Annotated in this window: 13 protein-coding genes; all 13 read left to right on the forward strand. The window is 52.6% G+C overall.

Translation table 11 applies throughout. The features are described from left to right. Nucleotides 1–5 precede the first annotated feature (5 nt). Nucleotides 6–995, forward strand: a complete 990-nt coding sequence (locus K6V98_RS08315; protein ID WP_222200071.1) for a major capsid protein — start codon at nt 6–8, stop codon at nt 993–995. A gap of 5 nt (nt 996–1,000) precedes the next feature. Further along, the gene (locus K6V98_RS08320) at nt 1,001–1,351 is read left to right on the forward strand and encodes a phage head-tail connector protein (RefSeq protein WP_222200072.1); all 351 of its coding nucleotides are present in this window, start codon (nt 1,001–1,003) and stop codon (nt 1,349–1,351) included. Beyond that, nucleotides 1,338–1,703 (forward strand): hypothetical protein, encoded by a 366-nt coding sequence (locus K6V98_RS08325; protein WP_222200073.1) that lies wholly within the window; start codon nt 1,338–1,340, stop codon nt 1,701–1,703. Before K6V98_RS08320 ends, K6V98_RS08325 begins: the two co-directional genes overlap by 14 nt. After that, nucleotides 1,700–2,179, forward strand: coding sequence for an HK97-gp10 family putative phage morphogenesis protein (locus K6V98_RS08330; RefSeq protein ID WP_222200074.1), 480 nt, complete (start codon nt 1,700–1,702; stop codon nt 2,177–2,179). The genes K6V98_RS08325 and K6V98_RS08330 overlap by 4 nt, the downstream gene beginning before the upstream one ends. Next, entirely contained in the window at nt 2,176–2,568 is a 393-nt protein-coding gene (locus tag K6V98_RS08335; RefSeq protein WP_222200075.1) for a hypothetical protein, read from the forward strand. Before K6V98_RS08330 ends, K6V98_RS08335 begins: the two co-directional genes overlap by 4 nt. 12 nt (nt 2,569–2,580) lie before the next feature. Then, nucleotides 2,581–3,045, forward strand: coding sequence for a hypothetical protein (locus K6V98_RS08340; protein ID WP_222200076.1), 465 nt, complete (start codon nt 2,581–2,583; stop codon nt 3,043–3,045). 44 nt (nt 3,046–3,089) lie between these two features. Further along, on the forward strand, nt 3,090–3,503 hold the full coding sequence (locus K6V98_RS08345) for a DUF5055 domain-containing protein (protein ID WP_222200077.1): 414 nt from the start codon (nt 3,090–3,092) through the stop codon (nt 3,501–3,503). Between the two features lie 35 nt (nt 3,504–3,538). Next, a complete protein-coding gene (locus tag K6V98_RS08350; protein WP_222200078.1) occupies nt 3,539–3,895 on the forward strand; it encodes a hypothetical protein in 357 nt (118 codons plus the stop codon). Between the two features lie 40 nt (nt 3,896–3,935). Continuing rightward, nucleotides 3,936–9,185 carry a phage tail tape measure protein gene (locus K6V98_RS08355; protein ID WP_222200079.1) on the forward strand — a complete coding sequence of 1,750 codons (5,250 nt, stop codon included), beginning with the start codon at nt 3,936–3,938 and terminating at the stop codon, nt 9,183–9,185. Between the two features lie 13 nt (nt 9,186–9,198). Continuing rightward, nucleotides 9,199–9,570, forward strand: coding sequence for a DUF6711 family protein (locus K6V98_RS08360; protein WP_222200080.1), 372 nt, complete (start codon nt 9,199–9,201; stop codon nt 9,568–9,570). Nucleotides 9,571–9,572: 2 nt separating this feature from the next. Then, the gene (locus tag K6V98_RS08365) at nt 9,573–11,831 is read left to right on the forward strand and encodes a hypothetical protein (RefSeq protein WP_222200081.1); all 2,259 of its coding nucleotides are present in this window, start codon (nt 9,573–9,575) and stop codon (nt 11,829–11,831) included. A 9-nt stretch (nt 11,832–11,840) separates the two neighbouring features. Beyond that, a complete protein-coding gene (locus K6V98_RS08370) occupies nt 11,841–12,011 on the forward strand; it encodes a hypothetical protein (protein ID WP_222200082.1) in 171 nt (56 codons plus the stop codon). Further along, on the forward strand, nt 12,012–12,986 hold a 975-nt coding region (locus K6V98_RS08375), incomplete at its 3' end, for a hypothetical protein (protein WP_222200083.1).

A 12,986-nucleotide genomic window follows, 5' to 3' on the forward strand; every position in this document is an offset into this window, starting at 1 on the left:
TAACAATGGCAGGCACACTTCTTGGTTTTCCCTTTGATGAGGACATCTTTAACTACAATTGGAACAATGCAAAAGACCCGGTAAAGACGGCAATTCTCGAGTCTGGCGCTATGGTTGAAGATCCGCTTATTGCAGGCATGATTCAGAATGGCTCTGACTCTTACACCGTGCCGTTTTACGGTCTGCTTTCCGGCAATGAAGCCAACTACGACGGTAAGACCGATATCCCGGTTGGCACCGTTTCTGGCTTTGCAGAGACCGGCGTTGTGTATGGTCGTGCTATGGGCTGGTCTGAGGATCAGTTTGTGCGCGATTTCAACTCTGGCGCAGATCCTATGGCATCCATCGTGTCTCAGGTTGCCGCATATTGGAACCACAAGCGCCAGAATCGCTTAATCACCATTGCAAACGCCGTGCTTTCCTTAGACGCAATGAAGCCACACGTCATCGACAAGTCCACAGAAGCAATCGCTGAGACCACAATTGGTGACGCCAGCGTTGACGCATTCGGTGACAATGCTTCTGCGGTCTCTTTGGCAGTTATGCACTCTAAGGTTGCCAATAAGCTTGCCGGGCTGAAGGTACTCAACTACCTCAAGTACACCGATGCAGCAGGCATTGAGCGTCAGATGAACATTGCGCAGATTAACGGTCTGACCGTTGTTGTGGACGATGCAGCCCCTGTTACCCCGGGTGAGTCGAGCAAGCCCAACAAGTACACGACGCTGCTCTTTGGCCAGGGCGCTATCCGCTATGCCCGTGCAAATGTTGAGGTACCGGCTGAGGTATCCCGTGACCCGAAGAAGGCAGGCGGTCAAAACACGCTTTGGACGCGTGTTCGCGAGACCATCCACCCGGATGGCTTCTCATTCGTGAAGCCAAAGAGCGGCTATACCGGATCTCCGACTGACGCACAGCTGGCTGCAAAGGCAAACTGGGCGCTCGTTGCTGATCCTAAGGTAACCCCGATCGCTTCTGTTATCACGTTGGCGTAAACATCATGATGAGCAGGGAAGACAAGGTAGTACTTGCACTGGCTCTCTGTGGTATTGCAGAGAGCCACCCTGACGCCCAACTTGTGACAACGGCGTATTTGCCCTTAGCTGAGCGTGCAATCATGGATGCACGCCACCCATTCTCGAAAGACCCGAAAAGCGAGGCTTGGGAGAGCCGGTTTGACATGTTGCAGTGCGAAATAGCAGCAGACATGTACAACAGGCGGGGTGCTGAGGGCGAGATTGCCCATGATGAGAACGGTGTAAACCGCACATGGGCAGTCTCTGGCATCTCAAGGCATTTGTTGCAGCGCATCGTCCCTAAGGGGAAGGTTCCGGGCAATGAGGTGTCTTGAGAGAAATAAGCGCTCGCTTTGGCACGCATCCATTGAGTCACGTGAGGTCATAGATGAGCCAAGCGGGATGGGGACTGGTGAGTGGGCAGAACAGATTTCAGATCCGGTCTATTTCCGCGCTAACGCATCTGCTCCGAAAGGCGATACAACCTCGTCCCCATTCGGTCTTGAAGCAGGATATGAGCTGGTTGTTGTTTTGGATGATGCTCAAGGCATTAAAGAGGGCGACATCATCTGGGTCTCTGATAAAAAGCCGAGCGCTACTGACAGAGAAAATGCCTACACCGTGGTCAGAGTATCTCGTTCTTTGAACTACACAGCGCTTGGGCTAGCAAGGCGGCAGGGCGCATGAAAAACATGCAGGTATCGCTCTCGTCAAGCTCACTTTCTGAGCTTGAACGGGAGCTTTTACATTATGCGGACTCAGTAGAACGTGCAAGTAAGCAAGCGGCTATCAAGCTTGCAGGGATTGCCCAAGAAGAAGCGAGAGCGAATGCAAAGGTAGACACCGGGGCGCTTGCTTCAAGTATCGCTGTTAAAGAAACGCAAACCGGGGCAGATGTTGTCTGTTCAGCCCCGTATGCTGCGTTTGTTGAGTTTGGTACCGGCATTGGCACCCCCTCAACAGAGCGAGCTGATGCTCGTGCTATGGCAGAGGCAGGCTATGTAGTCAATGCGTCAGGTCGAGGCTCTGAGGGCTGGGTGTATCCCAAAGACGGCGGTTTTCGCTTCACACATGGTCAATCTGGCGCTGGCTTTATGGCAAAAGGTGCAGAAGAAGCGCGTGTTGAGGTGATTGAGGTAGTGAGGGGAGAGTTACAGTCATGAATGACTTCTCACTTGAGATTTTTAACGAAATTAGAAAAGTTGCTGAAGCAATCCCTGGCGGATGCTTCTGTACAACCTCACCAATTACCGGCAAAGCGAAGCTTCCCGCTATCTACGTAGTGATTTTGCCGTTAGGTGAAGATACCAAAACAGCGGACAGCTCGGGCGAGGAGATTTGGACGCGCACCACCGTTGAAATACAGGCTTATTCTGGCACGACTGAACACGCGGCACGTGGGATTATCCGAGCCGTGGACGATCGACTAAGAAACATGGGTTTTCGCAGGTCGAACTACACATTAGTTCCGAATTCCGACCCCTCCATCAAGCGAGTTTCTGCGAAGTGGCGGGCAAGGATTAACAGCGGCGGCGCAATAGCCGTCTGGTAGAGAGGACAGAGCATGGCAACCACAAGTACCATTAACACATTTCTGATGCATTTTAAGGATGCTCAACAGCAGCCTACCTCACTGAAGGGCGGCGAGAAGCTGGTTGACATCAAGTCCTACCCCGCACTTGGCGGTGAACCTGAGAAGATCGAGACCACCACGCTATCAGACAAGGTACAAACCTTCGTTTCCGGCGTACAGCAGCTCGATAGCTTCGATTTCTCGTCTAACTATGACAAGGCGATCTATCGCAAGCTCAAAGACCTTGAGAAGAAAGGCGAGGGTCAGTGGTGGGCTGTTGCGTTTGGCGCTGATGAAAACGGGCAGCCCGACGGACATGACGGTGTCATCGTTTGGAGTGGTGGCATTACCGCCTACATCTCTGAGGGCGAAGTTAACGGCGTTCGTGAGATGCATGAGGTCTTCTCAGTCGCTTCTGTCCCGGTGCTTTTGCCGGATAGCAGCGGTTCTGTGTAAGACGACTGATTGCGCGATGGGACTACACCTTTAGGGAGATAACAATGAGTGCGAAAAAGACACAGCCCGAGACTGACAAGGTAGTTGATTTTCTCGAGCGCCTACACGGGCATAGCAAACTCATCATCGAGGATGCAGACGGCACTGAGTACACCTTGCGCTATCCTCGCGCCGTCGTAAAACAGATGGAATCTAACGGTATGACCGCTGATGTGGTCGCTGAGATGGCTTCTGAGGCAACTTCGCTCACCACTATTGAGCGCTTGATTGATGAGTTTGTCTATCCTGCGTTTAAGAGCGATCAGCCCAAGGTCAACAAGGATACCGTCCGCGAGATTTACCGCAGCATTGCCGATAAGGGCGAGTTCTTAGGTCTTCTGATCGGTCTGTACACCGCGCCTGTTCGCGCTCTTACCACGGACCCTACCGAGACCCGGGCAGTGTTTCGTCTGGCTTAAATGATCCGGGTGAGATCTACAGCGGCTCGTGTCCGATGGGCATGGCATTTGATCGGGCTTTGCCTCAAGCTATCGCTTATGGGCTATCTCCTGAGGTGTACTGGTACGGCGATCCGTGGCTATTCGCGGCTTATCGTGAAGCGGCGCGTATCCAAGGCGAGAAAGAGGCTTGGGATCGCTGGGCAATGGGAATGTACGTATATGACGCCATTTGCCGGACATCGCCTCTCTTACAAGCCTTCTCAAAGAGTCGCAGAGCCAAAGAATGGGTTGACAAACCCTATGAGATTTCAAGCCGGGAGACACCGGCGGCAGGTCGGCAGGAGGACGAACAAGCAGATCATCAGCGAATGATTGACTGGATGCTGCTACATGGACCTGTAAAGAACTAAAAGCTGGGCTGCCCCCTCTCTGATCGGACAGGGAGGACACATGAGCGAAGCCAGCATTGACCAGCTAAAAATCTCAATTGAAGCGAATGCATCCTCAGCTCGAACTGGCATTGTCGGTTTGGCTGAGGATGTTTCGCGTCTTAAGAGCGCTGTTGCAGGTGCCGCTCGTCCTCTAGGCTCACTGAACGACGCGCTCAGCGCACTCAGAGTTGACCCTTCGGTCTCGCCAGCACTTGCGAGCTTGAGCAGTGCTGTTTCTCAGCTTAGCAACGTCAAAGTATCCCCTGCGATTGCTAAAAATATTGCTGCTATCTCTTCTGCTGCCGCAGCTATTGGCGATGTGTCGGGTTTGGCGGCGGCTGTTGGCGCAGTATCGCAGCTAGGATCGCTCAAGGTCTCTGCAAGCATTGGCAACCAGCTCAAAAACATCTCTGGCGGCATCTCCGCTATAAATGCCGTAGAAATCAATACAGAAAAGTTCTCTTCACTCACCGCTGCCTTGCGAGAGCTAGCCAATGTGCCAAGAAGTGCCATTGGATCCACTGTAAACGCTCTTGCAAAGATACCTGCGACCATAGCAGCACTTGATTCGGTTGACCTCTCGCATTTTGCCTATCAGTGCAAGCAGATCAGCGCAGCTATGGGTGAGCTACCTGCGAAGTTAAGCTTGGTGCAAAACGCTATGCGGCGTGTGTCAAGTGAGGCAAAAACGCTTGGAAGCGCAGCTGGTGGAGCAAGCGGCGGCTTTAAAGCGCTTACCTCAGGCGTTATGGGTGCAGTCGCTAAAGTTGGCGGCATCGTTGCGCTCATTCATGCTGCAAGCAAAGCGTTGATGTATTTCATCGACGCAGCAAACCGCTACGTAGAAGATGCAAACCTGTTTCGTGTTGCCCTAGGTGAGAGTGCGGACTCTGCAGAGAAGTTCGCTGAGAAGGTCTCATCAATCATGGGTATCAACATCCAAGATTGGTTGAGAAACCAAGGTACGTTTACCACCATGGCGCGTGGTATGGGTGTTGTGGGCGATAAAGCCCTTGCCATGGGGCAGCAACTCACCCAACTTGGATACGACCTCGCGTCTTTTTATAACCTCAGTGATACCACGGCATTTGAAAAGCTACGCGCCGGTCTTGCAGGTGAGTTGGAACCGTTGCGCACGCTCGGCTTCGATATTTCCATGGCACGCTTGCAGCAAGAAGCCTACGCCTTAGGCATTGACCAGATGGTCTCGTCTATGACGCAGGCTGACAAAGCAATGCTTCGCTACTACACGATCATGAATCAGATCACGTGGGCACATGGCGATATGGCACGCACTCTTGTGTCACCTGCAAACTTGATGCGCGTGTTCTCAGGTGAGGTCAACCATGCAGCTACTTCAATTGGTAAGGTCTTTTTGCCAGCGCTCCAAGCAATTATGCCGGTGGCAATTGCCTGCGCCCGTGTGGTTGCAACCCTTGCCAACATGCTTGCTGATCTGACCGGTGGCAACCAGATTGCATCGGTTGACTACTCAGGCGGAGGAGCCGGAGCGCCCCTGTCAGGCATCGCAGATGCAGCGGGTGGAGCAGCAGACGCACTTGACCGGGCGGGAAATGCAGCAGGTGGTGCTGGTAAGCGTGCCGGACAAGCTGCCAAGCAGGCAAAAGAGTTGAAGCGCCAGCTCATGGGCTTTGACGAAATTAATATGTTCAGCCGAAAAGACGCGGGCGCTGGTCGCGGTGGCGGCGGCGGTGGAGGAGGCGGCGGTGGCGGCGGTGGAGCTGGCGGTGGCGGCTCCATCCCCATTCAGACCTACGACTTCATCGGAAACGCTAAGTCAATCTCTGATGATTTGTACAAAGCAATTATGAGCTTGGTTGAGCGGCTCGGCAAAGCCTTAGCGCCGCTTGCAAAGGCACTCTCGGCAATTGGTGCCGCCTTTGCTCACCAACTCGACGGACTAGACCTTGCAGGTGCATTTGCGAGCGCATTTGTTGGCTTTACTAATCTCTTGTCTAACTATGTGCGCCAGTGGGTGGAGATAGTAGGGCCTCTCGCTATTGCCTTTAACTTCCCTGAGACGCTCGCAGTGGGGCTTAACGCCTTTGCACAAATGTGTCTCACGGCATCGGCTGCAATTAATGGCTTTGGCTCTTTGATCAAGGGTTTCACTGACCGCGCCCTTATTCCTATGGTCGCGTGGATCGGCGAGCGCTTCCGTGGGGCTATGTTTGTTGCTATCGACATCATGAGTTCGTGGCAAGACTGGTTCATTTCAAATACGAAAGCACTCAATGATCTTGGCAAGGCAGCAGGTACCGGCGCTCATATCGTGTGGACGTTAGCTCGCGCGATGGCAGATGGCGCATTTGCTGTCTTTGCTGGCGTGATAAAGGTAGCAAGTGCTGCCATGCAGGGCTTCTTGTGGATTTTGGTCAACAGTGAAGCAGCGCGCATTGCAGTTACGCTTCTGGGCGCAGCCCTTGCAACCATAGCTGTTGGAAATACCATTGCAGCAGGGCTTACAGCGCTCGGCAATGCCTTTAAGGGAACGACGAAGACTGTAGAAGACGCGGCAAATACCACAAAAGACAAGATCGGTATCTTCTCTTTAAGTGTCAAAGATAACCTCGCAAGTGCGGTTTCGACCTTTAGCGACGGCGTGTCTGAGTTCGGCGGTCGTGTCAAGGCGGCGTCTTCTACCTTCACGCGTTTTGCCCGCTCACATGAGACCACGGCATCAAAGATCACTGCTGCAAAGGGTGCTCTCGAAGCAGAGCAAACAACACTTGCAGCTCTCAAAAATAAGGCACTTGCAACGCAAGGCTCGCTCGGGCGTTTGGAAGGCGCTCAACAAACCCTCGGTATTAAGGCACAAACCCTGCGCGTGCGCCTGGCAGCTCAAAACGTGGCGTTGGCTGAGAGCAAACAGCGCCTTGAGCTATCTGCTGCGGCGTGCAGACAAGCAGCTGGCGGTCACCAAGCGCTCAATGGCAACTTCAAGGGCTTTATTTCAAACCTTAAGCAGTCCGCAACTGCTCTTGCAGCAGATACGCAGACAACCGTAGCAAATGCGGTCACAAAAGGTCAGTTAGTTGTAGCATCCGGTGCTCTTACCCTAGCTGAGCAGGGATTATCTGTAGCACAGGGCTTGTTAAACGCGGTTGTATCGGCATTTCCCGGCATGATCTTTGCAGCTGCCTTAGGCGGCATCTTGCAGCTTTTAGGACCCATTATTGATGGTGTCGGTAACTTTGTAGCAGGGCTTTTTGGTCTCAATCAGTCTACCGGTGATGTAACTGAGACCACTAACCAGGCAAACGAGGTCTTAAGCGAAGAGCAACAGCGCATTAAAGACAACATCGAGGCTATCCACGAGTACGAGAAGTCTCATAGCGGTCTTGGAGACGCGCTGGCAGTAGCCGCTATGGATGAGGAGCGCTTCCAACAGTATTTGAAGAACACCGGACAGACCTTCGAAGAAGTGCAGCGCACTCAAGAGACCTATACCGCCTCAGTCATTAATGGTTTTCAGCGTGTGTCTGAGGACTCTCAGATTTCGTTTGATACGCTCGCTGAGAATCTGCGCCATAACACAGAGGTCTATAGCGCATGGTCAGCAAATATCACTGAGCTGATGAGAAGAACTGGTCTTGATTCAAACAGCGCTCTGATTCAGGCGCTCTTGGAAGCGGGACCTAGCAAAGTTGGCGCTGCTGTCCAAGAAGCACTCACCGACCCAACCGGGCAAAAGCTCGAAGAGCTAAAGCAACTCGCCCAAGAAACCGGTCGGATCCTCGATCCTACAATCGCTGCTGGTATCGGACAAACCGACGCTGTGCCGGTGAAGTACCGCCAACTCGCCACAGACGGCTTTAATGCCTACGGAGAAGGCGTTGATGAGGGCAAGGAAGAGGCGGCGGCTAAGACCGACGATGCGGCAGCAGAGACCGTACAGAAGCTCTCAGAGCACAACGACGAGGCACACGACGCAGGTATGAGCCTGGTCTCTGCATTCACGGCTGGCATGAGTGAGGCAAACGAGCCAGCGGTGGCTGCGGCAACAGAAATTGCAAATGCGGTCTCGCGGGCGCTGATTGCAGAAGATAAGCGCTCAGCGGCAATTGACGCGGGCAGAAACCTTGTTGGCGGCTATGCAGACGGCATCGCTCAGGTAGCACCTCAGGCAAGCGATAAGGCAGCCTCTGTGCGAAAGAATGCAGTCACAGGTCTCAATGGCGGCAATGGCTACAGAGAAGCACTGTCTGCTGGTAAAAACCTCGCTGGTGGATATGCCGATGGTATCCGCCAGGCAGCCGGACTCTCTTCTCAAAATGCCACATCTGCAAGAACACAAGTTGTGACTTCGCTCAATGGCGGCACAGGAACCTCTCAGGCAAATTCAGCTGGTCGCGAGATGATGGGTGGCTTTGCATCTGGTCTTTCTTCTCAGATCTCAGCTGCAACATCGGCTGCAAGAAACGCAGCGCAGCAAGCTGCCCGCGATCTTCGCTCACACTTGTCTGAGGCAAGACAAGCCGGTGACCAGACCATGCGTGCATATGCTGATGGCATCAGCTCAGGCAAATACAACGCCTCGCAATCTGCGTCTCATGCTGCTTCTTCTGTGGCAAATGCATTGGGCGATGTGTATTGGGATGCGTACCGCTCAGGTGGCTACGCTATGTCTGGTTTTGCAGGCGGTATTTACGACTCGGCATGGCGCGTCTATGCCGCTGCTCGAAACGTTGCAAACAATGCAGCTCGCATCATGCGGCGCTCTCTTGCCATTCACTCACCATCTCGAGTGACAGCTGAGCTAGGAAAGTACTTCTCTCTTGGTTTTGCAGGCGGAATTGAAGACTACGGGACAAAAGTCAACAAGGCAGTTGGCGATGTGGTCTCTGACGCGCTCGATATAACGCAAGCATCCGCTCGCATGGGCGGCGCTGCTGGTAAGGCATTCTCTGGTGCTATGGCAACACATGTGTCAGACGCCCCAATTAGCCTCATGCGCTCAGTAGACAAGCTCGCAAGAAACCCCTTGCCGATCAGAAGCCACACAGGCGCGTCTGCTCGGCTCCCGCACGGGCAAACCATGCTTGGCACAGAAGATGTAGATGTGCAGCGAGAGATTGCCGCAGCGGTGGCAAAAGGCGTGATCAGTGTTCAGAGTGCCAACACCGGAAGTGCCCGCACCGCTGGTGACTCGGTAGTGGTCTTGCGCGTTGACTCTGAGGACTTGGCACGTGCAGTCATCCAAGGCAACGACTCGCTCGCACGGCGCGGTGTAGTCGAGTTTGTGTGAGAGGAGGGGTCACGTGGCAGCTGTGCTAACCGTTGATGGCTGGTCGGTAGATCCTGACCCCTATAAATTGGAATTTGGGCTGATGGACGTGTCAGCAGATGATGCAGGGCGCGTCATGGATGCAAACGCAACCATGTACAAGCAAAGGATCGCTCAAAAGCGAAAACTCAAGGTTGCATGGCGGATGCTCACTGCCACACAAACCGGGGCGATCCTTCGTGCCTTCAACCCTGAATACCTCTCTGTTCGCTATTGGGATGCGATGGACGCGCAAATGGAAACGCGCACTTTCTATGTAGGTGACAGAACAGCGCCGCTCAAATGGTTTCAGATCTTGGACGGGACGCGCTACGAGGAACTTTCCTTTGATTTGATTGAGAGATAAGCATGAGGTATATCTCGGATAAATTCCGAAAGCGTCTTTCTGAAAACACGACGCTTTTAGCCAAAGCTACGCTTTATCTTGATGGTGGCAAACGCCGTGAGCTGACAGGTGATGATATTGTCTCGCTCTCAGTTGAGCACAACACGTCAAGTGCTAACTCATTTGATATTGGCGCTGCTATTACCGGCAAACTCAACATTACCTTAAACAACCATGATCAGCGCTTCGATGAGGTCAATTTTGCTGGTTCAAGCATTGTTGCGTATGCCGGGGCTGAGATTGACGGTAAACCTGAGTGGATATGCCTTGGCACCTATGACGTAGATGCACCAGATGCATACGCAGGAACCATTGCCATTACTGCTCTTGACTGTATTTCGCGCTTAGAGATCCCTTATTCGGACGTTAAGACGGTGTATCCCGCGCGGCTCTACCAGATTGTAAGTGACGCCTGTCTTGCTGCTGGCGTTACCTTGGCTTCATCGTTTCCCATGTCAGATCTTCGGGTCAATAAGCGCCCCGAGGGAAAAGACCTCACCTGTAAAAAAATCGTCTCATATGCCGCGCAGGCTGTGGGATGTTTTGTGCGCGTAAATGAAATGGGGAAAATTGAGCTTAAGCGCTATGACGCTTCGGTCTTTGGTAATGAGGACTGGCTCGATGGTAGCCATTTTGACAGTGCTACGCCGTATGCGAGCGGCTCTTCTGCTGATGGCGGAACGTTTAATGACTACTCAAGCGGCATCAAAGCAGATGGCGGAAAACTTCGCGGCTCTGATTCATGGGAGCACATCTTTGTTCAAAAGAGCCTCACGGTTTCCACGGACGATATCACTGTTACTGGCATTAGCGTCAAAGCATCAAAAGAAATAAAAGCCGACGGCAAGACCGGAAAAGACGGCGAAGAGATCTTATATGGGCAGGCGGGCTATGTATTGCGCATTGAGAAAAACCCGCTTATCGAGTATGGACAAGCGGGCGTGTTCGCCCTGCATTTAGGTAAGCATTTTCACGGCATGACGTTTCGCCCGTTTAAAGCTACCTCAATCTCAAACCCTGCACTTGAAGCCGGAGACGCGGTTGTAGTGACTGATGGCAAGCAGAACAGCTACCGTTCATTTGCAACAGCGGTCAAGCTCACGCTTAACTCATCTATGCAGGTGTCGTGTTCTGCGCAGACAGCGCACCGCAACCGCTCGCGAGAAAGCGGGGCAATTACCCGGGCAATTGTCGAAGCTGAAAATGAAATCAAGCGCGAACGCTTAGCTCGCGAGATCGAGCTTGAGCAACTGCGGCGAGAGTTGGCAGAGTCAAGCGGACTGTTCACAACAAAAGTGCCGCAAAAAGACGGCAGCGTGATTAGCTACATGCATGACAAGCGCAATCTCGCTGATTCGCGCATTGTTTGGAAGATGACAGCGAGCGCTATTGGCGTTTCTACTGATGGCGGCAGAACCTACTCAACAGCACTCAACGCAGAAGGTGTGGCGATCCTCAATCGCATTTACGCAATCGGGTTGGATGCAACCTACATCACTACAGGCAAAATTCAGGACAGGCGCGGGAAAAACTATTGGGATATGGAGACCGGGCAGTTCTCGCTTTCATCGGACTCTCGCGTAGGCGGGCGCACTGTTTCAGAAATTGCCGCGACTGCTGTAAATAGCCAAACACAAAGCGATATTTTGAACAAGCTCACCAACAATGGGCGCTCGCAGGGGATTTATTTGACCAACGGTCAGCTGTATATCAATGGCGAGTACATCAAGGCTAATACGGTTTCGACAAACAAGCTTGAGAGCTACCGTAACTCAAAAATCGGCGCGACGGTTGGAACCACAATACACGGGAATCCCGGAATGTCGCTCTCAAACCAATATGGCAACTACTTAGATATCGAGGCTCTTCGCGCACTTGACGATCCAAACAATAAGACTACTGGCGTTGGCTTTGCTGTATTTGATGAGCCGTTCATGAGCACGTCAACCTACTACGACCAAGTGTGGCTATGGCGACCGGATGCTGCATACAAAGACACCTACCTAGAGCAAACACCGGAGCAGCTGTATCTCTCAAAAACACATGTGAAACTTCAGGCTGCACAGTCAAAGGGCATTTTCATGAACGGTGACTCGGTAACCATCAAGTTCAACGATAGCAACTTCATAAAAATCGACAACTCCGGAGTCGCTTTTCGCTGCGGTGATAGCGGTTTCGGCTGGATCGATGGTCACTTCTCAGACAGCATCACGTGGAGCTAAGGAGCAAACATGGAGAAACCAGAAGAATTTGTATCTCCACCAGCACCTACCGGGACAACCGAAGAGGGGCGGATGGGACAGCTCACATCGGCATTACTTGCCTTAACTGAAAACATCAACGTTCTTGTGAAAGGTATTGCTGCCGCAGAAAACGTTGAATTGCCAAGGAAGGACAAGTAAATGGCTATTCAGATGCGGCGCGGCGAATACTCGCGCTTTGCCCCCTCTCGGCTCTTGCCAGGCGAGTGGGCAGTTGTGCAACAAGACGATGAGACAGCGAAAGACGGGAAAGCCGTTTATGTTGCATTTTCTGCTGGCGATGTTAAGCGCATGGCAACACTTGAAGATATGCATGATGACTGCCTCACGCAGATTGAGGCAGCAACAAAAGAGATATCGGCTAACCTCTCTCGGCAAGTTGTGGCAACGGACAACTCTATTAAAGAGGCAGAGGCTGCACGTGTAGTTGCTGAGCGCGGGCGTACAACTGCTGAGAGTGGACGAGTAAGCGCAGAGACAGCACGCGATGAAGCTGAGAAGGTGCGCGTTGCATCAGAGACGGCAAGAATCGCCTCTGATTCTGCCCGCGACGTTGCGCAAGAGAAGAACAACGCTGATCAGAAGCTCAACAACGAACGCATGTTGAGCCTGCAGCCCCATATCTGTACTACGGGGGAGTACAACAAAAGTACGCGGTTTCCGACCATCAGTAACCCCAATGGGTCGCAGCTCTACCTTGTGCCGATTAGCGACTCAGGAGGGTCAAGCGACGACGGCAACGCATACGTCGAGTGGAGATACATTGCCGGGCGCTGGGAGAAACTCGGCGTATCAAACGTTGAGACTCCAAGCATTACAACTGATGAAATTGATGAAGCATTGTCAGAAGACGGCAGCGGCACGTCTGGCGTATCGGTCTTGAACCTGACCGGGGTGCGCTACTTATGGACGAAGATAAAAGCCGTGATTGAAAAAGTCGATACTTCACACCATCAGTTCCGATCAATGCTGATCGACTCCATTAACAAGAAAGCCAACAAGGTACATACCCACGACACAGCCACTTCGCGCGCAGATGGCTTTATGTCGAGCTATGACAAGCGAAAACTTGACGATATTGACGCGAATGCGAATAACTACACCCTGCCACAAGCG

Source organism: Collinsella ureilytica, assembly GCF_019795105.1.
GTDB lineage: Bacteria > Actinomycetota > Coriobacteriia > Coriobacteriales > Coriobacteriaceae > Collinsella > Collinsella ureilytica.